General features: G+C 57.0%; 29 protein-coding genes. 24 read left to right on the top strand and 5 right to left on the bottom strand.

Annotated elements, in window-relative coordinates; translation table 11 throughout:
* Positions 1-83: 83 nt before the first annotated feature.
* The 4 genes from AC0J41_RS11065 to AC0J41_RS11080 form a co-directional block, all read right to left on the bottom strand.
* Positions 84-503, bottom strand: coding sequence for a low affinity iron permease family protein (locus tag AC0J41_RS11065; RefSeq protein WP_025110117.1), 420 nt, complete (start codon positions 501-503; stop codon positions 84-86).
* 275 nt (positions 504-778) lie between these two features.
* The gene (locus AC0J41_RS11070; RefSeq protein WP_025110116.1) at positions 779-1255 is read right to left on the bottom strand and encodes a hemerythrin domain-containing protein; all 477 of its coding nucleotides are present in this window, start codon (positions 1253-1255) and stop codon (positions 779-781) included.
* A 617-nt stretch (positions 1256-1872) separates the two neighbouring features.
* On the bottom strand, positions 1873-2214 hold the full coding sequence (locus AC0J41_RS11075) for a hypothetical protein (RefSeq protein WP_025110115.1): 342 nt from the start codon (positions 2212-2214) through the stop codon (positions 1873-1875).
* Between the two features lie 72 nt (positions 2215-2286).
* Entirely contained in the window at positions 2287-3075 is a 789-nt protein-coding gene (locus tag AC0J41_RS11080; protein WP_025110114.1) for a LexA family transcriptional regulator, read from the bottom strand.
* Positions 3076-3191: 116 nt separating this feature from the next.
* On the opposite strand from AC0J41_RS11080, the gene AC0J41_RS11085 reads away from it, so the two are divergent.
* The 13 genes from AC0J41_RS11085 (at position 3192) to AC0J41_RS11145 (ending at position 10988) form a co-directional block, all read left to right on the top strand.
* Positions 3192-3395: a Cro/CI family transcriptional regulator gene (locus AC0J41_RS11085; RefSeq protein WP_025110113.1), complete on the top strand. Its 204-nt coding sequence runs from the start codon at positions 3192-3194 to the stop codon at positions 3393-3395.
* 80 nt (positions 3396-3475) lie between these two features.
* Positions 3476-3898 carry a phage regulatory CII family protein gene (locus tag AC0J41_RS11090; RefSeq protein ID WP_025110112.1) on the top strand — a complete coding sequence of 141 codons (423 nt, stop codon included), beginning with the start codon at positions 3476-3478 and terminating at the stop codon, positions 3896-3898.
* 65 nt (positions 3899-3963) lie between these two features.
* Positions 3964-4767 (top strand): Rha family transcriptional regulator, encoded by an 804-nt coding sequence (locus AC0J41_RS11095; RefSeq protein WP_473015558.1) that lies wholly within the window; start codon positions 3964-3966, stop codon positions 4765-4767.
* Positions 4764-5693: a helix-turn-helix domain-containing protein gene (locus AC0J41_RS11100; RefSeq protein ID WP_473015559.1), complete on the top strand. Its 930-nt coding sequence runs from the start codon at positions 4764-4766 to the stop codon at positions 5691-5693. Before AC0J41_RS11095 ends, AC0J41_RS11100 begins: the two co-directional genes overlap by 4 nt.
* Positions 5680-6477, top strand: a complete 798-nt coding sequence (locus AC0J41_RS11105) for a hypothetical protein (RefSeq protein ID WP_473015560.1) — start codon at positions 5680-5682, stop codon at positions 6475-6477. The genes AC0J41_RS11100 and AC0J41_RS11105 overlap by 14 nt, the downstream gene beginning before the upstream one ends.
* The gene (locus AC0J41_RS11110) at positions 6474-6953 is read left to right on the top strand and encodes a hypothetical protein (protein ID WP_473015562.1); all 480 of its coding nucleotides are present in this window, start codon (positions 6474-6476) and stop codon (positions 6951-6953) included. Before AC0J41_RS11105 ends, AC0J41_RS11110 begins: the two co-directional genes overlap by 4 nt.
* Positions 6946-7533, top strand: coding sequence for a DUF1367 family protein (locus tag AC0J41_RS11115; protein ID WP_473015563.1), 588 nt, complete (start codon positions 6946-6948; stop codon positions 7531-7533). Before AC0J41_RS11110 ends, AC0J41_RS11115 begins: the two co-directional genes overlap by 8 nt.
* On the top strand, positions 7530-8144 hold the full coding sequence (locus tag AC0J41_RS11120) for a recombination protein NinG (protein ID WP_473015564.1): 615 nt from the start codon (positions 7530-7532) through the stop codon (positions 8142-8144). The genes AC0J41_RS11115 and AC0J41_RS11120 overlap by 4 nt, the downstream gene beginning before the upstream one ends.
* A complete protein-coding gene (locus AC0J41_RS11125) occupies positions 8141-8722 on the top strand; it encodes a hypothetical protein (RefSeq protein ID WP_473015565.1) in 582 nt (193 codons plus the stop codon). Before AC0J41_RS11120 ends, AC0J41_RS11125 begins: the two co-directional genes overlap by 4 nt.
* 288 nt (positions 8723-9010) lie before the next feature.
* Complete coding sequence (locus AC0J41_RS11130) at positions 9011-9193, top strand: Com family DNA-binding transcriptional regulator (protein WP_473015566.1); 183 nt, start codon at positions 9011-9013, stop codon at positions 9191-9193.
* Between the two features lie 8 nt (positions 9194-9201).
* On the top strand, positions 9202-10032 hold the full coding sequence (locus tag AC0J41_RS11135; RefSeq protein WP_473015567.1) for a lipid II-degrading bacteriocin: 831 nt from the start codon (positions 9202-9204) through the stop codon (positions 10030-10032).
* Positions 10033-10166: 134 nt separating this feature from the next.
* Positions 10167-10484, top strand: a complete 318-nt coding sequence (locus AC0J41_RS11140) for a hypothetical protein (protein ID WP_473015569.1) — start codon at positions 10167-10169, stop codon at positions 10482-10484.
* 171 nt (positions 10485-10655) lie between these two features.
* Positions 10656-10988: a phage holin, lambda family gene (locus AC0J41_RS11145; protein ID WP_085747314.1), complete on the top strand. Its 333-nt coding sequence runs from the start codon at positions 10656-10658 to the stop codon at positions 10986-10988.
* A 43-nt stretch (positions 10989-11031) separates the two neighbouring features.
* Here AC0J41_RS11145 and AC0J41_RS11150 read toward each other — a convergent pair whose 3' ends face one another.
* Positions 11032-11469, bottom strand: coding sequence for a hypothetical protein (locus AC0J41_RS11150; protein ID WP_473015570.1), 438 nt, complete (start codon positions 11467-11469; stop codon positions 11032-11034).
* Between the two features lie 392 nt (positions 11470-11861).
* Between AC0J41_RS11150 and AC0J41_RS11155 the strand changes: the two genes are divergently transcribed.
* The 11 genes from AC0J41_RS11155 (at position 11862) to AC0J41_RS11205 (ending at position 20404) form a co-directional block, all read left to right on the top strand.
* Positions 11862-12473: a putative metallopeptidase gene (locus AC0J41_RS11155; protein ID WP_473015571.1), complete on the top strand. Its 612-nt coding sequence runs from the start codon at positions 11862-11864 to the stop codon at positions 12471-12473.
* A gap of 31 nt (positions 12474-12504) precedes the next feature.
* Positions 12505-12966, top strand: a complete 462-nt coding sequence (locus AC0J41_RS11160) for a DUF2280 domain-containing protein (RefSeq protein ID WP_473015572.1) — start codon at positions 12505-12507, stop codon at positions 12964-12966.
* A complete protein-coding gene (locus tag AC0J41_RS11165; protein ID WP_473015573.1) occupies positions 12953-14254 on the top strand; it encodes a terminase large subunit domain-containing protein in 1302 nt (433 codons plus the stop codon). Before AC0J41_RS11160 ends, AC0J41_RS11165 begins: the two co-directional genes overlap by 14 nt.
* On the top strand, positions 14251-15669 hold the full coding sequence (locus AC0J41_RS11170; protein WP_473015574.1) for a DUF4055 domain-containing protein: 1419 nt from the start codon (positions 14251-14253) through the stop codon (positions 15667-15669). The genes AC0J41_RS11165 and AC0J41_RS11170 overlap by 4 nt, the downstream gene beginning before the upstream one ends.
* Positions 15644-16729: a minor capsid protein gene (locus AC0J41_RS11175; RefSeq protein WP_473015575.1), complete on the top strand. Its 1086-nt coding sequence runs from the start codon at positions 15644-15646 to the stop codon at positions 16727-16729. Before AC0J41_RS11170 ends, AC0J41_RS11175 begins: the two co-directional genes overlap by 26 nt.
* A 76-nt stretch (positions 16730-16805) precedes the next feature.
* The gene (locus AC0J41_RS11180) at positions 16806-17048 is read left to right on the top strand and encodes a RidA family protein (RefSeq protein WP_473015576.1); all 243 of its coding nucleotides are present in this window, start codon (positions 16806-16808) and stop codon (positions 17046-17048) included.
* Between the two features lie 87 nt (positions 17049-17135).
* Complete coding sequence (locus AC0J41_RS11185; RefSeq protein ID WP_473015577.1) at positions 17136-17864, top strand: hypothetical protein; 729 nt, start codon at positions 17136-17138, stop codon at positions 17862-17864.
* A 12-nt stretch (positions 17865-17876) separates the two neighbouring features.
* Positions 17877-18839: a major capsid protein gene (locus AC0J41_RS11190; protein WP_473015578.1), complete on the top strand. Its 963-nt coding sequence runs from the start codon at positions 17877-17879 to the stop codon at positions 18837-18839.
* Between the two features lie 45 nt (positions 18840-18884).
* Positions 18885-19475, top strand: a complete 591-nt coding sequence (locus tag AC0J41_RS11195) for a hypothetical protein (protein ID WP_473015579.1) — start codon at positions 18885-18887, stop codon at positions 19473-19475.
* A gap of 57 nt (positions 19476-19532) precedes the next feature.
* Complete coding sequence (locus AC0J41_RS11200; protein ID WP_473015580.1) at positions 19533-20036, top strand: DnaT-like ssDNA-binding protein; 504 nt, start codon at positions 19533-19535, stop codon at positions 20034-20036.
* Positions 20037-20092: 56 nt separating this feature from the next.
* The gene (locus AC0J41_RS11205) at positions 20093-20404 is read left to right on the top strand and encodes a hypothetical protein (protein WP_473015582.1); all 312 of its coding nucleotides are present in this window, start codon (positions 20093-20095) and stop codon (positions 20402-20404) included.
* Positions 20405-20413: the final 9 nt, after the last annotated feature.

The following is a 20413-nucleotide window of genomic DNA, read 5'->3' on the forward strand; positions in this document are numbered from 1 at the left end:
GGGAGAGTGTAGGTCAGGCTCCGAGGGGGTCAAGCGAACCCACAAAGGAATTGCGGGGATCCACTTGCCCTCTCGAACCACGATCAAGGGGTTATGGTTGGAGGTGAACTGTTCCCGGTAGCGTCTTGAAGAGGAAGCGGCTGTACGCACATCGTCTCGCTCTCCCCAATCGTCGTGTATTCCTTCCTCAGATCTCTTAGCTCCTTATTTCCCATCGCCTCAAGATTCAGTGCCGCGTTCTGGGCCTCCTTGTTGGCGCGGATGAGCTCGTCAATTTTAAGATGAAGGATGTCATTGTCGCGGTTTTGGGTGTTTTGAATAAGAAAGACCATCAGGAACGTGATGATCGTTGTTGACGTGTTGATGATCAGTTGCCAAGTGTCGTTGTAGTGGAACATCGGGCCGGTGCTTGCCCAAATCAGTATCAATACCACCGCAGCAAGGAAGGTTCGTGGGCTTCCCGACCAATTACACAGCGTTTGGCAGAGTTTTGAAAATTTCATTGCGGCAAGTCCTTGTTGTTTGTAACAAATAGACACATTTGCCGTGCTTTAATTCTCGATCAAAAGCAGCTTTGACCGATGATGAAGAAATCTTCATTTTACGATGTGCAAAGAGCTCCATTCGTCATTGCTGCTCAGGGCAGTTAGCTTTTAATGAGGGGAGGAAAGAACTTAGCAAATGCGAGTGAAGGACTCGAGGGCGGAAGGCAGTCGGGCAGATACAAGAAGCCCGGCTCTGGGCCGGGCTCCTTTGGCAAATAGAGCAAGCGACATCTTCAAGCCGCCAAGTTCCCTTTGCTCAAGCTTTTCTTCAGTGAAGCCTTCATCACTTCCATCTGCTCTCCCAGCTCATTGAGCTTCGCCTTACCCAAAAGCTTTTTGGCTTGAGGGAACATTTCAGTTTCCTCTTCTTCTATGTGGTGCTCCAGAAGCTCTTTAACGACTTTTACGCGACCGGCAAACTCCGGTGTTGAAGGGTCAGTGCTTTTCAGATCTGGGAGCACCAGGGAGTCCACTGTGCGATGCTCCTCCTTCGCCTCGTAGTACATCTCGTCTTGCTCCTTACCACCGGCCTCTTTGAATGCGGGGTAGAGGATCTGCTCTTCCAGCTGGGTATGGATGGTGATCTCCATCTCCAGCTTATCGAGCAGGTCGACGCGTTTTTTTAGAGCGCGGTCAGTGGATTCGCTCAGCTGGCTCAGGATGTTTTTTACTTTTTCGTGGTCGGCTTTGAGAAGGTCAATTGCGTTCATTTTTGTATGCCTCAACTATCACAGGTTTGCGTCAGCAGCTCTCCGACTGCGGTTCACGTTCTCCCACTAGTTAGGGCATTTTCTGTGCCAAGTGCCCAATGGCAGAAGACTCAACGATTTCAACCATTTCGGAGAACTGATGGCGAGGTGAGGGCATGCAGTCTGCACGGATACCTATTTATCCGCCTTGCAGAAGACGGTCATCGCGTGCAAAAAAAGCCCGCCAAGGGGGAGGTGGGCTATCAAGTCATGAGGAATTTTGAGAATAGCCGACGGGAAGCTATTTGCGTGCGGCACAGGAACTGCCGCGGAATTCTTCCGTTTCAGGAGCCGGCGCGTCAACGGTGATGATGGGTGGCGCCGTTAGAGAGGGTGATGGGCTCTGGTCGAGGAGCTTGAGAGCGGCGCGTAATATTCAGGCCAGCATGAATAAGCCGGCGGTTCGCCGATCTGTGCATGAGCTGGAAGGTACTGCGCGAGACTATTCTGCTTCTTGGCTCAGGCTGCGCTCAGCTTTTGCTTATGGAAATAATTATTCGAAAGAAACCCATTCCCGCGCTTGAAAGCTGGATTGCGATGTTGATGTCGCAGCCTGCCGCATGACCTGGTAGCAGCGGCTATGAAGCGTGGTACAGAAACACACCTTCCTCGTCGGCTTCGTTTGAAGCCATCAGAGCTCGAGCTGCAAGTGCCGTGGTTTCATAATGGTCGAAGTCATAGCGCGGAGGCATGATTAATACGCTAGTCCACCAAGGCTCTCCGTCGATCAGGAGGGGAAGCTCGTGGCACTGCAGAGCATCCTCATCTGATCTCGGACCCAGTGCAATTCGAAGTGACTTTGTGAGGATTGAAGCCCCAGGGCGATTGTGATGGTTAGCCACCACACATCCGTAAGCCTTTAAAATGCTGACAATCCGATCTAAATCTGACTCATCATTCAAAACGGCCACCACCGGCATATCGCTCTCCTTTGCAATGCTGATAAAAGTTCCTTGCCCGACGTCCCGGTGGCTGTAACAGAGGTGCTCAGCTTATCTGGAATACATTGCCCACCAGAACACATGCCCCAGGATCGAGATCTGCTGTTCCTGGATCTGCTGGAACGTGTAGTCCTCGTCTGGATGTTCATCACGGTTGAAGCTGCGCAGGCGAAGTCCGGTCGGTATGCGGTAGACCTGCTTCACGCGAAGCTGGCCATTGTGGTTGATGGCGTACATCTCGCCGTCGACGATATCGCTCAGGGAGTTTTTCCCCACGTTCACGCCTACAGTGGCGCCGTCGCGCAACACGGGCATCATGCTGTTCCCGCCAACCTTCACGCACTTCGCGTTGCTGAACTGGACGCCATTGTGGCGCAGATCCTTCTTATTGAAGCGTAGACGTGAGTTGGTACTTTCCTCAATCGCAAATCTGCCAGATCCGGCCGCCAGTTCGACTTCATGAAGGAAGGGGACGTAGACCTCATCGTCATCGAGCGGGGTTTCGTCGTCCCAAGTCTCGATGCTTCCTAATTTTACGCTTGGCTGTATGCGGTCCTGCTGCACGCTAGCGACAGTGGATAACAGTCGAGAGCTGACCTCGCTTGCATCGAAGTTGAGCGCCTTCGCTAGCTTCAGCAGCGCTTCAACATTTAGTGGCACCTTGCCGGTTGCGTATTGGCTGAATGCGCTTTGCCCGGACCATCCGCATGCTTCGGCAACGTCCGCCTGCGTCAGGCTGCGCCCGGCCGCTTTAGCAGCTGATTTCCGCTGTTCGTAGATAGCTTTGAGCCTGGCGCTCTCGGCGACTTCTTCGGGGGTGAGGGGGCGACGTATTTTCATAAGAACAAGAGTATTAGCAGAGCTGATATTTAAGCAAACAGCGCTGCTAGTATTTTGTTGCTGATAAAAAGCAGCGCTGCTACTATCCATGGCAGATATCAGGCCGTGGAAATTCCATGAAAAAGATCCCTTTGAGCAAATACCTAGAAGAGCACGGCACTCAAGCCGCGCTTGCTGCTGCTCTCGGCGTGAACCAGAGCGCGATCTCGCAAATGGTTCGAGCCGGCAGAAGCATCGAAATCACCCTTTATGACGACGGCCGTATTGAGGCGAATGAGATTCGTCCGATCCCGGCGCGCCCAAAGCGCACAGCAGCCTGAGGCAGTCATTGCTACTGCCCGAACGAATAATCGCCCACGCACCGGCAGGGCGCCACGGAAACAAATTTGAGATTTTACGAATGGAAGATTTTCTGCGGGCCTGCCAGAGCGCTGTCCTCGATAACGAAGCTAAGACCCTTGCTGCAAAGATGGGCGTTCCTCACGTTGGCCTGCTTCAGCGCGCCAATCCGGACAACGACGCACACCACCTGACCGTGGAGCATTTGTTCGGGATTCTGTTGCACACCGGCGACATGCGCCCTCTGGCTGCACTGGCGAGTGAATTTGGTTTCGACCTCGTTGCGAAAGCTGCGCCGGAGCCGCAAGCGTTGACCAAATCACTGATCAACGTCGGCAAAGAGGTCGCCGATCTGACCATCGCGGTTCACCAGGCGCTAGATGACAACCACGTCAGTTCTTTTGAGAAAAACTTGATCCGCCAGGAGATCAACCACGTTCGGCGGAGCCTAGACGTGATGGATGCCTCGGTGAAGGCCGCCTGAATCCCGGGCACAAAAAAGCCGGGATTGCGCCCCGGCTAATTCATTAACACTTGATGAGGCCGATTATGCATAGCCAACCCATCTCAAGCAATACCCCCAACAGTGTCGCGACACAATTTGGCAACGCTGAAAACGTGTCGCGGGAAAAAATGAGCAGCTTCGACTTGCTCGACCTGGTCAACGCGGCGCGCAAGGAGTTTGGCGAAAGCGAAGTTCGTCGCAATGATTTCACCGCGCGGTGCCGCGATGAGCTGGACGGCGAATACTACGAAACTTTCGTAGTAAGGAATCAGCGCGGGCCAGCCTCTGAGGCGTTGATGCTGACCAAGGATCAGTGCCTCCTGATCTCCATGCGCGAATCGAAAGCAGTTCGCCGCTCGGTCGTGTCCAAGATCAATGCTCTATCTCAGCCGCGCGAACTGTCCCGCATGGATCTTATCCAGATCGCATTCGAGGCTGAGCAGCAGCGCCTGCAGTTGACCATCCAAGTAGAAGCCCAAGCCTCGAAAATCCACTCTATGGAAAACCTCTTCAAGGAGGGGATGACCCACACCCAATTCTGCAAGGGCCTCAATGGGGTCAACGTCATGCAGGTGGGCAAATTCCTCGAGGGCCGCAGCTGGCTCTACAACGAGAGCAAATCCGGCCTGCGTTTCCGTGTGGCGTCCTACGCCCGCGACAAGTACATGACCGAGCATCAGCACGAAGTCACTCCCCACGGCAAAGAGCCGTTCGTTTCCTTCACGCCAGTTCTGCTCAAGAAGGGCGCCGTGCGCCTCTACGACCTGTACCTGGCCGGCGAACTGCCCATGAAGAAGAACTGGAACGGGCTGTTCACGCACGACAAAGCTCTGCGCGGTGCGGCATGAGCATGGGCCTGATGGTTGCCGCAATGAAACTTCGCGTCGGCAATCCCCTGCGCAAGCTGGTACTCATCAAACTCGCAGACAATGCCAGCGATATGGGGGAGTGCTGGCCGTCCTATCAACACATCGCCGATCAGTGCGAGATTAGCAAGCGTTCCGTTATGAACCACATCACCGCGCTGTGTGAGTCAGGGCTACTGCGCAAGGAAATTAGGAAGGGTGGGCCGAAGGGCAACTCGTCGAACGTTTACTTCCTGACCCTTGATGGTGGTGCACCTCCTGCACCAGGGGTAGTGCAGCAGATTCACCAGGGTGGTGCAGCAGGTTCACCCCCTAGTGAATCTCCTGCACTAGGGGGTAGTGCAGGAGCTGCACCCAGAACCAGTCACTCTTCTGAACCAGTCAATGAACCGGTCATTGAACCAATTGCACCCCCGGCTTCCGCCGAGGTTGTGCCGGCTCAGTCCCGCAACTTGGTGCTGGTGGTTGATCGCACCGATACGCCACGGGTTGAGATTCCCGCTGACATGCCGGGCCCAAAAGACCAGTCCTGCAAAACCTTCAAAGTCTGGGCGAACTACGCCATGGCCTACCGCAAGCGCTACCACGGTGCTTGGCCGGTGTGGAACGCCAAGGTCGGCGGTCAGCTCGGCCAACTGGTCGACCGCCTCGGCGCCGATGTTGCCCACCACGTCGCCGCACACTTCCTGAAAACCAGCGATGCCGCCGTTCTCCGCAAGTGCCACAGCCTCAACGAGCTGCTGGCCAACGCCGAGAGCTACCACACCCAGTGGGTGACCGGTCAGCGCATCAACGGGGCAACTGCACGCCAGATGGAGCGTACCGAGGCGAACGTCTCCGCCGCCGAACAGGCCGCGCAAATGGTCTTGGCCAAGCGCCAAGCGGGAGAGCGCAATGAGTACCTTTGAAATGAACGATCAACAGGTTGCCGGGCTCGCTGCTGCGATCTGCGCCACCGCCGAGGCCATGGGTCAGGAAATGAACCCAGGTACCGCGGCGATCATGGCCGAAGATCTCTGTGCTTACCCGGTGCCGGTGGTTAAGGCCGCGCTGAAGGCTTGCCGCTTCGAAGTGAAAGGCAAGTTGGCCATGGCTGACATCCTCCAGCGCGTCCAGGTTGCTGATGGTCGCCCGGGCAAGGACGAAGCATGGGCAATCGCCATGACCACGAATGACGAGTTTGAAACCGTGGTGCTGACCGACGAGATTCAGCTTGCGCTGGCTGCTGCGAAACCTGTCCTCGACGCCGGCGACAAGGTTGGTGCGCGTATGGCGTTCAACAGCGCTTACGAGCGCTTGGTGGGGCAGGCTCGGGAGGACAACAAAAACGTCAATTGGCACGTGTCGGTCGGATTCGACGCCAACCGCCGCACACAGGCGATCACCAAAGCCGTGCAGATGCAACGGATCCCACAGGAGCGCGCTCAGCAGTACCTGGCCGACTTGAGTGTCGCGCCGGTCACTGAAGACGGTAGAGCCGTCGTTGCGCTGCTCACCGGTGAGGTCGCGCGGCCTTCGCCAACGCTGCGCGAAAAGCTCGCCGCGGTGAAGGACTCGATGCTCGCCATGCGCAAAGCATCGACCGAGAAAAAAACAGAACTGCGAATTCTGGCAGCCAACGAGCTGGCGGATCGCCGGGCGCTGCTCATTCAGCAGGCCGAACAATTGAAAGCAGGGAGCGCGGCTCAATGACCGATATCAATGACCAGAAACAGCAAGCTGAGGCCAGCTTCAAAAACTTCCACCGCCGCCTTTGCAAGCGCTTTGGCTATTTCCACGATGAGATCGACTGGCAGCGTGATCAGGTGTCGCTGGAAGAACACATCGCCTCGCAGTTCAGCCACGTCAACGCGGAGAACGTCGCGCTGCGCGGGCAGGTTGACGCTTTGCAGCGGGGCGCTGGCCAGTTGCAGGAACAGAACGACGCTTTGCTCGAAGGCATGACCCGCATCATGCAATCGACTCGCTTGGGCGAGCCAGCGTTTGCCATAGCGTGCGAAGTGGTTGGAGAGCTTGAGCATTCCCCTGGCAGTCGAGCGGGCGGGGAAGGAACAGAATCCAGCCTCTCGCTTTCGCTCAGACTTCCGAAAGGTTCGCGCGCGCATGAGGCTGGTGAGCATATTTTATGCAACGGGAAAACTGTGATCAAGGGGGTGGAGCATGGCTGAGCTCGCCCTTATCCGCACCGCGCAAGGCTTGGTTCCAGCCACTGAGGCCGACCGTGAAGTAACCCAAAAGTGGAAGCTCGGTCAGGTCATCCACGGCAAATTCACGAAGATGCGCAACGCCAAGTTTCACGGCAAGTTCTTCTCGATGCTGGATCTGGCGTGGGAGTACTGGGAGCCGGTTGGCGGCCTGGTCCCGCGTCAGGAAATGCGTGGCATCCGTGGTCTGGCCAAGTTCTTCGAGGCTGCCAGCGGCAAGCCCGGTCAGTTGTCGCATGCCGTGGATTCCTACATTGCCCACCTCGAAACCGAGCGGGCCGAACGTTTCCCGACCGTGGACAAGTCTCGCGAAGCTTTCCGGGAATGGGTGACGATCGAGGCCGGTCATTTCCACCTGGTGCGAACTCCTGACGGTGTTCGCAAGGAGGCCAAGTCGATCAGTTGGGCAAATATGGACGACACGGCCTTTGAGCCGCTTTACCGCGACGTGTTCAACGCCTGCTGGCGCCTCGTCCTGTCAGCGCACTTTGAGACCGAAGATGCCGCCCTGAGTGCTGCTGAGCAGATCGGGAGCTACGCATGAAGCGCACACCACTACAGCGCAAAACGCCGCTCAGGTCTGGCGCTCCACGGCGAAAGCGCTGCCCAGAGTGCCGGATGATGTTCGTACCTGCGCGGAATGGCCAAACCGTATGCGGAGAGATCAAGTGCGCCATTGCTTATGGGCAGTCGGAGAGGGGGCGCGCAATAGCCGGAAAGGCCTTGGCCGAAGTAGGTCGCCGCGAGATCAAAGTCCGCAAGGAGAAGCTGAAGAGCAGGGCGGATCACCTGCGCGAAGCCCAGGCGGCATTCAACGAGTGGGTTCGCCTGCGTGACGCCGATCGCCCTTGTATCAGTTGCGGCCGCCACCACGACGGCCAATACCACGCCGGGCACTACCGATCCGTAGGAGCGAACCCTGAATTGCGATTCGAGCCGCTCAATGGCTGGAAACAGTGCGCCCCGTGCAATACACACCTGTCAGGCAATTTGGTGAATTACCGAATCTCACTCCTACAGGGAATCGGCGCCGAAAAAGTCGAATGGCTTGAAGGGCCTCATGAGTCCCGCAAGTACACCGTCGAAGAAATCAAAACCATCAAGGCCGAATATCGGGCAAAGAACAGAGAACTGAAGAAGGGGCACGCAGCATGAAAATCAATTCGGCGCGCCAGGCATGGCACGACTGCAACTACAACCCGGCCCCGGGCCAGACTTCCGACGCTGCCGAACTGGGTGTAGTAGTACAGAGCACTGAGCGAGGCCCGACGGCGAACCCTGCGATGCACGCGGTGCTGGCCGGTCACATTCAGTCGGCTATCGCACGGCTTCACTTTCAATTGCGGGCTTTCGGCAATGCAATGTATGCGGCTGAGCCGACAGATGACGATCGGGAGGAGGCCGAAGCTGCGGTTTTCAATCTTGCATGTTCGCGAGCAGCACGCATGACCGCCAGCAAGCGGGAGCGGGCCGAGTACGTTGCCAAGGGCGTTTTTCGTCGTTACCGCTACATGCACCAAGGCGGACAATCGGCCAACGCCGATCCTCTGATAAAGCCCGAGTTGTTTAGAGCCTGGATGAAAGGGGTGTACGACGTCGAGCTGCCATCCGCAGCTTGGGGCCGTGATTGGGAGCCATTCGTGCAGCTTTGCTTCGATGCCTGTTACGACATCGACGCGCGCGCATTGAGTCCAATTGGCGGGGTGATTTATAAAATGAAAGAGGCCGCTTGACTTCCCGCACGGCTGAGGGCATGATTTCCCCATAGTTAGTATTTTGCCTTCGGCAACTTACTTAAAAAACCGGTTTTAAAACCGGTTTTTTTATGCCCGCCAGAAAGCAAAAAGCCCCGACAAGTTCGGGGCTTTTTTATGCGCGGAGAAAAAGAGAGGGCGACTCCAAAGGGTGCTGTAACACCCAAGGGAGACGCCAGATCGCAGATAGTGCCTGCAAGCCAGCCAAGGCCCTCACTGCTCGCGCGAGCGGGACGGAGCCTAGCAGAAAATCAAACGGACTTGCAGATGTTGAAAGAATGCAGATGTGGAAAATGCAACAGACTTCTCGCCCGGGTGGGTGAGTTTACCGAGCTCCAGATCAAATGTTCCCGATGCGGGACGTTGAATCATGAGAAGGCCACGAGCCTCGAGCGATCGCCTACGAGCGACTCAAGTGCAGCAAGCGCTGCGAAATTTAAATCATCGTAGGAAAGAAAATGAGCGCAATCGAACTACCACCAATTTATGTCACAGCTACACAGCCAGGCTACTCGAGTCCTAGCGGCGGCCAACCTTTCCCAGGCCCTAACCCTGCGCTCGTCATGCTTCAACAGCAACAGGAGCGTAATACTTTTTATGCTCAAGGTTACTGGCGTGAAATGCTCATGAAAATTTGCAATGAGCAGGCATTTTACATGAGAAATGGAAAGGTCCCTTCTCTGACGGCTGCCATGGCCGCGGACATGGGTACGATGGCATGGGCTGACACATTCTCCTGTAAAAATCCCGGCCAAAGTCCTGCGCAAGCTTTGACCTATGTCGGCATTCAAGTGGGCAAAAAAGCGGTTTTTGATAACAACACTGAATTCTCCGGCGGTACATTGAGTCCTACAGCGGCGCTGAGTCATTTTGTTATGGGTAAAGGCGCAACGGCCAAAACCAACATCAACAATCTGGGGCTTAACCTTTCCGCCACTCCGATTCCAATGCTAGAGGCGGCTTTTGCGGCAGCACAGGTAGGAAGCTCCCCAGTTTTCCTAGACAAGGTGCCATACAACACCTCTGACGATTCATGGTTGACAGCTTCTTGGCTTGGTCATATCACTTTGAAAATCGAAGGCGTCGTCAACAAGGATGCGAACGGGCGAATCTCCTTCAATGGTACTGCTCGGGCATACAATGATATTTATGACGCCAACCCTAGCAATTTCCGCAGCGTGATCGGCGAAAGCGCGACCTCGGTACTTGCTGCCGTGCAGGAATACATGCATGCTCAGCCATACCAGATCGCAATCGAAGGTTCGCTTGGCTTTTCGATTAATCGTTAATTAGTTGGGGTAGGTGCCCTATTTCTTGGGGCACCTTCTAGCAGGGGAATATGAGAGTTTTTCGAGGAATATTTACACCGACGGCGCTAACTCTTGGGGGGGCTTTTCTTCTTTGGTACTCGCTGCATGGCTCCATGGCTGCAGTCAATGTGGGTGACAAAAGCCCGCCAGAATTTTTTATCGTCATATATGCGCTTTATTTTTCTATTGGTTTTTCATTGCTTCAGTTGACCGCTTCTGGGCTTCTAATGCTAGGCAAAAACGCACAATGGACAAGGATTCTAGCGCTAGTCATTTGCTTGCCTGTGGTTTTATTCGCACTCGCTGCTGGTGCTTTGAGCGCTGCAATTGGTGTCAATAATACAGGGCTCGCTTTCGCAGCGGCCGTTTCGTATTGGGGAGCTTCAGCAGTTCTTATTCGCCAGTTCTATTTGGCGTTGAGAAACGCATAACGCTCGCGGTTATGCGTCGCATCAAATTCGAGCCTCGACGTCTGTCGGGGCTTTTTCGTTTTCGGCTTCATACACCCATTTCTCCGAGCTGGGAGTGCAGACGGAGCTGATCCAAATCCGCGGGAAAGTCCCTGCCAATTGACCATCACTCCCTGACGGGGAGGAACAGAGATGCCAAACATGCCAGACAAACCAGACACATGGGCGATAGCGCTTGCGTGGTTGAGCCAGCATTCGCCGATCCTCTATGCGGCTGCGCTGTCCTGCGCGATGGCCGTCTTGCGGATCACTTACGGTGGAGGCACTCGTCGCCAGATGCTGGTGGAAGGCGCTATCTGCGGCGGCCTAACACTGACCATCATCAGCGGCCTGGACTTCTTCGGCCTGCCACAGAGCATGGCCACCTTTGCCGGTGGCTGGGTTGGCTTCCTGGGTGTGGAGAAGATCCGGAACATCGCGGATCGGGTGACTGACTTCAAGTTGCCCAGCCGCAAGGCCGAGTAGTCGCGACACGTCTTGCGAAATAGCAAACTGTGTCGCGACATTCTCATGCCGTCCCTAGAATTGTCTTTGTGGTGCAGTTGGTGAAATCGTATTCAGCCAGTGCGGTTTGCTTGTTCCCCCAAAGATGTTCTAGCCCATTTGCAATTTTTTGACTGGTGAGGACTGGAACTGTCTTCAAACCCATGTCGACTAGAGCGGTTGTTCTATGCCTGCCATCGCAGAATCGAACATGCGGATGCACGTTGTAGTAGATGATGGGAAGCTCCAGCGGTTCTGGGGGAGATTGCTTCAAGAATCTCAGGCAAGCATTGAGCTTAAACAGGTCGGGGCCATCCCAAAAATCGTCTTTGTAGTGATCCTCCGCAACCTGATTCGCCTTGCTGGCTTCAAGGATCAGGATAACTTCTTCATCAGCACTCGTAATTCCAGGTGAGATGGTATTAAGGGGGAGTCGATTTTGGTCCGTGACAGCGATCGGCATTGATAAGTCCTTAAAGTGGTAGGCGTCGACATAATGAGCCGGCGTTACAAGCAGTAGTGAAGGCAGGTTTTTTGCTTTTCAAGCATTCCAAGCAGTGGACTGGGTCTAGCGGATACGTATAGCGGAAATCCTCGAAGGCAAATGACCGTTGTAGTGGAATCTACCAAGTCAAGTTGCGCTAGGGGGGAGGTGCTCAGGGTTTGGCTGCAAGGCAAGCTATTACCCCTCTACCGTCGTAACATTCCGGATCGACCAAATAGCCAAGTGCGGCTATTACCAAGGCAATGACGATGACGCGCTTCATAGGATTACTCGAAGTGGTGAGCTTCGAGTGAACCACGTCGAAAGATTCTTTTTTGACTCAATTTGCCCCTCTCAAGGGGGAGGGATAAATGACCCGACGACCGATCCCGCCTCCCGATCTGCTTCAGTCAGCAGCTATATCGCTGATTCCAGCTCCTGACGTGTGGGAGTGGCTCCAGTCCGAAATCCTCGCGGAGACCGGCAGCATCCACAACGAAGACCATGCCCATCTGATCGATGCGGACATCCGTGTGATGTGGGCGTCTGCAGCCTTCACGAAGAAGGGGCGCACGGTGGTGGGCCAGGCCGAACAGGTCGCGTTCCGCGCCGGCGGTTGGCAGAAGGCTCGGATGGAACAACAGATGCTGGATTGGTTCGGCGATGTGCCGGACTTCATCATCACCTTGGCTGCCGACTACTGCTCTCAGTGTTCCGACGCTGACTTCTGCGCATTGGTCGAGCATGAGCTGTACCACATCGCCCAAGCGACTGATCAGTACGGCGCACCCAAGTTCACCCATGAAGGATTGCCCAAGCTTGAGATGCGCGGACACGACGTTGAAGAGTTCTTCGGTGTGGTGCGTCGGTATGGTGCAAGCCCGGCGGTTCAAGAGTTGGTGGACGCTGCAAACAAGCCTGCTGAGGTAGGAAAAATGAACATTGCGAGGGCCTGCGGAACCTGTCTGCTCAAGTCGGCCTGATTCTGGACAGGCTCTGGACGGATGAGAATCTATGGCAGCCCTTCAAAACGACGTGAAGGCCTTTATCGTTCAGGCCTTGGCGTGCTTCGACACGCCTTCACAGGTTGTTGAAGCCGTCCAAAAGGAATACGGGATCACGGTGACTCGCCAGCAGGTTGAGACACACGACCCCACAAAGACATCAGGGAAAGGCCTGGCCAAGCGCTGGGTGACGATGTTTGAAGATGCCCGCAAGCGCTTCCGTGAAGAAACCGCCGAGATCCCGATCGCCAACCGCGCCTATCGCCTCCGAGCGATGAACCGGTTCGTTGAGAAGGCCGAGACGATGAAGAACATCGGCCTGGCTATGCAGATCCTCGAGCAGGCGGCGAAGGAAGTCGGTGACGTCTACGTCAACCGGCACCGGAAGGATGAGCCGGACGATGAGCCGGCAATCCCGACGCGCATTCAGGTCGACGTAGTGGATGCGAGGAAGCCGAATGCCGAGCCTTAACGTTCCGCAGTCGCAGTTCCTTCTGTTGCCCCACAAGTTTCGCGCTTTCGTTGCTGGCTTCGGCTCTGGGAAAACCTGGGTCGGATGCTCAGCGCTCAGCAAGCATTTCATGGAGTGGCCCGGCGTCAACGCCGGTTACTTCGCTCCGACTTACCCGCAGATCCGCGACATCTTCTATCCCACGATGGAGGAGGTGGCCTACGACTGGGGGCTGAAGACCAAGATCAACCAAGCGAACCATGAGGTTCACATCTACAGCAGCCGGCAATACCGCGGCACTGTGATTTGCCGGTCGATGGAAAAGCCGCAGACCATCGTCGGCTTCAAGATCGGTCACGCACTGGTCGACGAGCTGGACGTGTTGACGTCGATCAAGGCGCAGCAGGCGTGGCGCAAGATTATTGCCCGGATGCGTTACAACATCCCCGGCCTGAAAAACGGCGTGGACGTGACCACGACGCCGGAAGGCTTCAAGTTCGTCTTTCTCCAGTTCGTGAAGCAATTGCGCGACAAGCCTGCGCTGAAGGAGATGTATGGGCTGATCCAGGCCAGCACCTTCGACAACGAGTTGAACCTGCCTGACGACTACATCGCCTCGCTGATGGAGTCGTACCCCGAACAGTTGATCCGCGCTTACCTGAACGGCCAGTTCGTCAACCTGACATCCGGATCGATCTATCACGCTTACGATCGCAAGCTGAACCAGTGCTTCGACACGGTCCAGCCCGGCGAGCCGCTATTCATCGGCATGGACTTCAACGTCGGCAAGATGGCGGCGATCACCCACGTCAAGCGTGACCAGGGCCTGCCGCGCGCCGTGGACGAGTTGATGGATGGCTATGACACACCGGACATGATCCGTAGGATCAAAGAGCGGTACTGGGAACACACCGGCAACGACTACAAGAAGACCTGCGAGATCCGGATCTACCCGGACGCCTCCGGCGATTCGCGCAAGTCGGTCAATGCCAGCCTCACCGATATCGCCATGCTGAAGCAGGCAGGCTTCACGGTCATCGCGCCAGCGGCCAACCCGCCGGTGAAGGATCGGATCAACGCCATGAATGCCATGTTCTGCAACGCGCAGGGCGAACGTCGGTACCTGGTCAACCCGTTTACATGCCCGACATACGCCGACGGCCTCGAACAACAGATCTGGGCGCCTAACGGCGAGCCAGACAAGAGCCAAGGAAACGACCACGCCAACGACGGCGGCGGTTACTTCATTCACCGCGAGTACCCGATCATCAAACCGGTCACCGCTATCAAAATGGGATACGCCCGATGAGCAACGACGTCTCCTTCAAGCGGGCGGACTACATCGAAGTGCTGGATCGCTGGGCAACCGTGCGCGATGTTTGCGCCGGTCAGCACCGCGTTGTTGACCGACTGCCGTACATCAATGCTCACGACAAGTCGCCGGAGAACGTAGACCGAAACAAGGCCTATCGCGAACGGGCGGTGTTCAAGAACGCCACCGGTCACACGCGCAATGGCTTGCTCGGTTTGGCGTTTCACAAAGACCCGACGCTGACAGTTGCCAAGAAGATGGAGTACTTGCAGGACAACGCCAACGGCTCCGGCGTGAGCATCTACCAGCACTCGCAAGGCACACTCGAAAAGGTGCTTGAGGCTGGGCGGCATGGTCTTTACGTCGACTATCACCAAGACGCCGGCACCGGTGGGCACTCGGTGATCCTGTCGTACTGCGCCGAAGACATCATCAACTGGCGTACGGGCATGGTGAACGGACACTGCGTGCTGACCCTGGTGGTGCTGCGCGAATCGCCGGAAATCGAAGACGGCTTCGGCTTCAAGGTGATCGAGCAGTACCGGGAACTGGCTCTCGAGGATGGTGGCTTTGTCTGCCGCGTTTGGCGCCGATCCGGGCCGAAAGGCGGCGGGCCGCTGGCTGTTGTTGAGGAGTTCAAGCCCACCGGTGCCGCCGGCCGCCTGAAGGAGATCCCGTTCACCTTCGTCGGCGCGCAGAACAACGACCCGAGTATCGACGAGTCACCGCTTTACGACATCGCCATGATCAACCTGGGCCACTATCGGAACAGCGCCGACTACGAGGACAGCGTCTTCTGGTGTGGACAGGCTCAGCCTTGGATTTCCGGATTGGATGAGCAGTGGCGCGACTGGATGGAGAAGAACGGCGTTTACGTCGGCTCCCGCGCGCCGATGATGCTGCCGGCAGGCGGAGCCTTCGGTTACGCGCAGCCATTGCCTAATACGCTTGTCAAGGAGGCTATGGCTGACAAGAACCAGATGATGATCGAACTGGGCGCCCGAATGGTCGTGGCTTCTCTCTCATCCAAGACGGCGACCGAAGCCCGTGGCGATCAGTCGGCATCGACATCGGTGCTCGCCGGCTGTGTGGCCAACGTCAGCGAGGCTTACACCCGGGCGATCATGTGGTGCTGCACCTACATGGGCGTCGACGACGCGAAGGTTGCCTACCAGATCAACCAGGAATTCGTGGAGCTGACGGCTGATCCGCAAATGATCACCGCACTGGTCGGTCTCTGGCAGAACGGCGGTTTCGCCAAAGCGGATCTTCGGGCGTACCTGCGCAAGTTGGGCCTGATCGCGCCGGAACGCACAGACCAGCAAATCGACGGTGAGCTGGCAGAGCAGGGCGACGGCTTGGGTCTGGACGACGAGGACAAAGTAGATGGCGGCAAACCAAGCATTCCTTGACGCCACGATTCGGCACGCGGTCTTCCTCGAAAAGCTGAAGGCTGGGGAGGTCGGTAAGTTCGCTCCCTTCCTTAAGGAGATCGACCGCTCGATTCGCGACAGGCTCACCCAGTCGGATCTGACCGAGTACAACGTGAAGCGGCTGGAGGCGCTGCTGAAAGAGGTGGACAGCCTGCTGCTGGGCATCTTCGACCGCTACAGCGCGCAACTGAACCTCGACCTGATCGACATCGCCAACTACGAGGCTGAATTTGAGGCGTCGAGCCTGGGCCGGTCAGCGCCGGTTGGCGTCTCGCTGGATGTGGTCGTTCCGATGGCAGCGGCTATCCGCACCGCGGTGCTGACCAATCCCCTCAGCGTGCGCGGCACCGGTGGCGGCAAGCTGCTGAAGTCGTTCATCAAGGGCTGGACCAGTGCCGAGCGCGAGCGCGTCACCGGCACGATTCGGCAGGGATTTTTCGAAGGTCAAACGAACTTCCAGATCATCCGCAACATTCGCGGCACCAAGGCATCCGGCTACAAGGACGGCATTCTTGCTACCACCAACCGCAATGCCAGCACGGTTGTGCACACTGCGATTCAGCATGTGTCGTCTCAGGCGCGCATGGAGGTGGCCAAGGCCAATACGGACATCGTGTCCGAAGTCGAGATGGTCGCCACGCTGGACAGCAAGACCAGCCAGCAGTGTCGGTCGATGGATAAGCGACGATTCCCGGTCGATTCCGGGCCGCGTCCACCGTTTCACCCGAATTGCCGTACTACGTTCATCCTGCTGACCAAGCTCAGCGAGATGTTCGCCAAGGGCGCCACGCGGGCGGCGGTGGGCGCAGGTGGAGCGGGGCAGGTCAGTGCGAGCCTCGATTATTACCACTGGCTACAGCAGCAGCCGGCGTCGTTTCAGGACGTGGCGCTTGGGCCGGTGCGGGCCAAGCTGTTCCGCGAGGGGGGACTGAGCGTCGAGCGCTTTGCCGAACTACAGCTAGATCGCAATTTCGCGCCGCTGACCCTAGCGCAGATGAAGGGACTTGAGCCGCTGGCATTTGAGCGAGCAGGGCTCTAGACACCATGCAAACCACCAAGTTTTGACCCTTGAAAATGCCCTTACCATGGCACCTGAATCAGCAGTGAGGTGCTACATGGGTATGAAGTTCGAACAGGGTGTAAGGGTGACTGGTGATCTGATTGAGTCTTTTTTCAAGCTACTGGCTAGCTACCCAAGTGGAACGGGCGGCTTTGATGATTTTCCGATTGAAGGGCCAGTTGATCGCAAAGAAGAAATCTACCAGCTGGTGAAAAAACGGCTGCAGGGAAGCTACCCGTGGGTTGAACTCACGCTAACGACGGGGGGAAGGATTCGTTGCTCTGGCATCACTCCATAACCCTCCCGCTGAATCAACAGCCCTGGCATTAGCTGGGGTTTTTTATGCCTGCAAAGCGGGTAACACATACCCAAGGGGTGCATCAACGTGGCAGAAGAAAACGAAATCGACCTGGACAATCCGGCAGTTAAGGCCGCTATCGCGACTGCCGTTGAGACCTCTGTTTCTGGTCTGAAAACCAAAAACTCCGAACTGCTGGGCAAGCTGAAGGAAACCACCGGCAAGCTGACCCAGTTCGAAACCCAATTCGAAGGCATCGACATTGACGCCGTCAAAGGCCTGCTCAGCCGCGCCGGCCAAGACGAGGAAACCAAGCTGCTGACTGAGGGCAAGGTGGACGAGGTGTTCAATCGTCGCACCGAGCGCTTGCGCGCCGACAACGATAAGCAGTTGAAGGCGCTCACCGCGCGGGCCGAGAAGGCCGAAGCATTCGCCGCCAAGTTTCAGGGCAAAGTCCTGGGCGACTCGGTACGCGGGGCAGCACTCAAGGCCGGCGCACTTCCTGAAGCAACCGACGACATCATCTTGCGCGCCAAAGGCGTGTTCTCGCTGAACGAAGAGGGCGAAGCGGTCGCCGTTGATGAATCCGGCCAGGTGATCCTCGGTAAAGACGGCAAGACCCCTCTGACTCCGCTCGAATGGGCGGAATCCTTGCGCGAAAGCGCACCTCATCTGTGGCCAAGGGCTTCAGGGACACAAGCCCCGGGCGGGGGTGGCGGCCAGGCTGCATTCAAGCGCTCCGAAATGACTGCCGAGCAAAAGCGCGACTACCAGCGCAAGCACGGCCAAACCGCATATCTGCAATTGCCCAAGTAAGGGGATTCACCCATGGCAACGACTGTGAACAGCGACCTGATCATCTACAACGATGAGGCGCAAACCGCATACCTGGAGCGTGTCCAGGACAACCTCGATGTGTTCAACGCATCGTCCAATGGGGCGATCGTGCTCGATAACGAGCTGATCGAAGGTGACTTCCGCAAGCGCTCGTTCTACAAGATCGGCGGCTCGCTGGAGCATCGCGACGTCAACTCCACCGGCAAGGTGACCGCGAAGAAGATCGGCGCGGGCGAAGCCGTTGGCGTCAAGGCGCCGTGGAAGTACGGTCCGTACCAGACCACCGAAGAGGCGTTCAAGCGCCGCGGTCGTCCGGTCGACGAGTTCTCCCAAATCATCGGCGCCGACGTTGCTGACGCCACACTGGAAGGCTTCATCCAGTACGCCACTGCTGCTTTGCGCGCATCGATCAGCTCCAACGCTGAGATGGTGGTTTCGGCCAACATCGAGTCCGACGGCAAGAAGACCCTGACCCGTGGCATGCGCAAGTTCGGCGACAAGTTCGGCCGTATCGCGCTGTGGGTCATGCACTCCAGTGCTTACTTCGACATCGTCGACGAGGCGATCGCGAACAAGGTCTACGAAGAAGCCGGTGTCGTAATCTACGGCGGACTGCCAGGCACCCTCGGCAAGCCGGTGCTGGTCACCGACACCGCGCCCGCAGATGTGATCTTCGGCCTGCTGCCAAACGCTGTGGTGATCACTGAATCGCAAGCGCCTGGCTTCCGCTCCTACGCGGTGAATGACGAAGAGAACCTGGGTATCGGCTACCGCGCTGAAGGCACCGTCAACATCGATGTGCTCGGCTACAGCTGGAAGGAAGCCGCTGGCGGCGTGAACCCAACGCTTGCCGCCGTGGGTTCGGCTGCGAACTGGGTCAAGCATTCCAACAGCAACAAGGTGACTGCTGGCGTGCTGATCACCCTGACCACCACGCCACCAGCCGGCGGCTGATAATGGCCCTGACAGCGGCCAGCAATGGCCGCTACGGAGACTTTTATGGAACTGGTTTACTCCACTCAGAACTCGGACTTCGATCCGGAAAAGCGTTACCGCAATCCAGCGCACTTTGATCGGCCTGAAGCGGGTGTGACTCATGCAGTTGTGATTGGCGACTGGCCGAAGGTAGTCGATGCCTATGAAGCGCTGGGCGTGGAGGTTTCGGTGCTGGAGCCTTTGATCAGCCACCCGGTTGATTCGGGTAATGCTGGCGCCATTGCCGGCCTGGAACAGGACAACGCCACGCTGCGCGCCGAGCGTGACGGCATTCTGCGACTGATCGACGCCGCCGAGGGGCAATCGGATCTGGAACACCCGGGCGCCGGCGAATTGCCAATCCGCTTGTTCGGTGCGCTGGAGGCCATTCATGAAGGTTTCGAAACCCTCACGGGTGAACGTGACAACTTGGCGGGCGAGGTTGAATCGCTCCGGGCTGAAGTCGCGCGCCTGAAGGCTGCTGCAGAGCCAGTCGACAATGCCGAAAAGATCGCTGGCCTCAAAGCGAAGCTCGACTCCGCCAACGTGACGTATCGGGCGAATGCTTCGGTAGAATCGCTGGAAAAGGCAGTTGCTAACCTGCAGCAGGCGTAAGAATCCGGGTGCCCGGTAACGTGGCATCCGATCCAGAACACGATAGCGAGCTGATTCATGACTCTCATCATCGAGGACGGCACCGGCAAGCCCGACGCCGAAAGCTACGCGTCCGCCGAAGACCTGGCCATGTACGCCATGAAGTTCGGCGTGACCATCCCGGCGGAGATGCCAGCGCAGGAAGCGCTGCTGCGCCGGGCCGCTCTGGCAATGGACGGTATGACGTGGAAAGGGCGAAAGTCTAATAGCGAGCAGGCCCTATCCTGGCCGCGTCGGGGCGTTGAGCTGGACCGCGAGATCAAGCCCGACAACTACCTGCCGGCGCGGATCCAGTACGGACAGATGGCGCTGGCTGCGGAGATTCACACCGACGACGTCGACCCGATCGAGAAGCGCAAAGGCGCGGTCACGCTCGAGCGTGTCGAGGGCGCGGTAACTCGCGAGTACGCGACGATCCCGAACACCAGCGGCCGACTGTTGCCGGCGGCGCCGGATCGCCCGAGCGCGACACAGTTTGCTGACTACCTACAGAAGCGCGGGCTATTTGCCGTCCGGGCATAGCGTAACTATCCTAGCCAAAACAATAATTCACCAAATAGGCTAAGGATGGCTTTGACATGATTGGTTCTGGGTTGCTTGCGAACTTATTGGCTTTGGCAATTTTCATGGTCACCATTTTCGAATGGTTCTACCTTGGAGTGATTTGCGCATTTGGGCGACAGCGATTGTTAAATTCTGTCCGGCGAACTCTCGGGCCGCTCGTTCCTCAAGGACTTATCGCCTTGATGGCCATCGCATCAATTTTGCTTTTGTACTTCCTTCACGATGATCGCCAAGTGGATCTGCTGATCTTGCTATTGGGCGTGTCCATTCCCGCAATAGGCATTGCATACCTGACTTCAGGGGCAGATTTCGAAGCCGCCCCCTAAAACTAGAAC

The sequence above is a fragment of the Pseudomonas sp. Arb-4-2C genome (assembly GCF_055755015.1).

What these genes read in the sequence shown, in the direction of transcription:
- AC0J41_RS11065 (WP_025110117.1), bottom strand. Translation starts at nt 503, where the DNA reads ATGAAATTTTCAAAACTCTGCCAAACGCTGTGTAATTGGTCGGGAAGC.
- AC0J41_RS11070 (WP_025110116.1), bottom strand. Translation starts at nt 1,255, where the DNA reads ATGAACGCAATTGACCTTCTCAAAGCCGACCACGAAAAAGTAAAAAAC.
- AC0J41_RS11075 (WP_025110115.1), bottom strand. Translation starts at nt 2,214, where the DNA reads ATGCCGGTGGTGGCCGTTTTGAATGATGAGTCAGATTTAGATCGGATT.
- AC0J41_RS11080 (WP_025110114.1), bottom strand. Translation starts at nt 3,075, where the DNA reads ATGAAAATACGTCGCCCCCTCACCCCCGAAGAAGTCGCCGAGAGCGCC.
- AC0J41_RS11085 (WP_025110113.1), top strand. Translation starts at nt 3,192, where the DNA reads ATGAAAAAGATCCCTTTGAGCAAATACCTAGAAGAGCACGGCACTCAA.
- AC0J41_RS11090 (WP_025110112.1), top strand. Translation starts at nt 3,476, where the DNA reads ATGGAAGATTTTCTGCGGGCCTGCCAGAGCGCTGTCCTCGATAACGAA.
- AC0J41_RS11095 (WP_473015558.1), top strand. Translation starts at nt 3,964, where the DNA reads ATGCATAGCCAACCCATCTCAAGCAATACCCCCAACAGTGTCGCGACA.
- AC0J41_RS11100 (WP_473015559.1), top strand. Translation starts at nt 4,764, where the DNA reads ATGAGCATGGGCCTGATGGTTGCCGCAATGAAACTTCGCGTCGGCAAT.
- AC0J41_RS11105 (WP_473015560.1), top strand. Translation starts at nt 5,680, where the DNA reads ATGAGTACCTTTGAAATGAACGATCAACAGGTTGCCGGGCTCGCTGCT.
- AC0J41_RS11110 (WP_473015562.1), top strand. Translation starts at nt 6,474, where the DNA reads ATGACCGATATCAATGACCAGAAACAGCAAGCTGAGGCCAGCTTCAAA.
- AC0J41_RS11115 (WP_473015563.1), top strand. Translation starts at nt 6,946, where the DNA reads ATGGCTGAGCTCGCCCTTATCCGCACCGCGCAAGGCTTGGTTCCAGCC.
- AC0J41_RS11120 (WP_473015564.1), top strand. Translation starts at nt 7,530, where the DNA reads ATGAAGCGCACACCACTACAGCGCAAAACGCCGCTCAGGTCTGGCGCT.
- AC0J41_RS11125 (WP_473015565.1), top strand. Translation starts at nt 8,141, where the DNA reads ATGAAAATCAATTCGGCGCGCCAGGCATGGCACGACTGCAACTACAAC.
- AC0J41_RS11130 (WP_473015566.1), top strand. Translation starts at nt 9,011, where the DNA reads ATGTTGAAAGAATGCAGATGTGGAAAATGCAACAGACTTCTCGCCCGG.
- AC0J41_RS11135 (WP_473015567.1), top strand. Translation starts at nt 9,202, where the DNA reads ATGAGCGCAATCGAACTACCACCAATTTATGTCACAGCTACACAGCCA.
- AC0J41_RS11140 (WP_473015569.1), top strand. Translation starts at nt 10,167, where the DNA reads ATGGCTGCAGTCAATGTGGGTGACAAAAGCCCGCCAGAATTTTTTATC.
- AC0J41_RS11145 (WP_085747314.1), top strand. Translation starts at nt 10,656, where the DNA reads ATGCCAAACATGCCAGACAAACCAGACACATGGGCGATAGCGCTTGCG.
- AC0J41_RS11150 (WP_473015570.1), bottom strand. Translation starts at nt 11,469, where the DNA reads ATGCCGATCGCTGTCACGGACCAAAATCGACTCCCCCTTAATACCATC.
- AC0J41_RS11155 (WP_473015571.1), top strand. Translation starts at nt 11,862, where the DNA reads ATGACCCGACGACCGATCCCGCCTCCCGATCTGCTTCAGTCAGCAGCT.
- AC0J41_RS11160 (WP_473015572.1), top strand. Translation starts at nt 12,505, where the DNA reads ATGGCAGCCCTTCAAAACGACGTGAAGGCCTTTATCGTTCAGGCCTTG.
- AC0J41_RS11165 (WP_473015573.1), top strand. Translation starts at nt 12,953, where the DNA reads ATGCCGAGCCTTAACGTTCCGCAGTCGCAGTTCCTTCTGTTGCCCCAC.
- AC0J41_RS11170 (WP_473015574.1), top strand. Translation starts at nt 14,251, where the DNA reads ATGAGCAACGACGTCTCCTTCAAGCGGGCGGACTACATCGAAGTGCTG.
- AC0J41_RS11175 (WP_473015575.1), top strand. Translation starts at nt 15,644, where the DNA reads ATGGCGGCAAACCAAGCATTCCTTGACGCCACGATTCGGCACGCGGTC.
- AC0J41_RS11180 (WP_473015576.1), top strand. Translation starts at nt 16,806, where the DNA reads ATGGGTATGAAGTTCGAACAGGGTGTAAGGGTGACTGGTGATCTGATT.
- AC0J41_RS11190 (WP_473015578.1), top strand. Translation starts at nt 17,877, where the DNA reads ATGGCAACGACTGTGAACAGCGACCTGATCATCTACAACGATGAGGCG.
- AC0J41_RS11195 (WP_473015579.1), top strand. Translation starts at nt 18,885, where the DNA reads ATGGAACTGGTTTACTCCACTCAGAACTCGGACTTCGATCCGGAAAAG.
- AC0J41_RS11200 (WP_473015580.1), top strand. Translation starts at nt 19,533, where the DNA reads ATGACTCTCATCATCGAGGACGGCACCGGCAAGCCCGACGCCGAAAGC.
- AC0J41_RS11205 (WP_473015582.1), top strand. Translation starts at nt 20,093, where the DNA reads ATGATTGGTTCTGGGTTGCTTGCGAACTTATTGGCTTTGGCAATTTTC.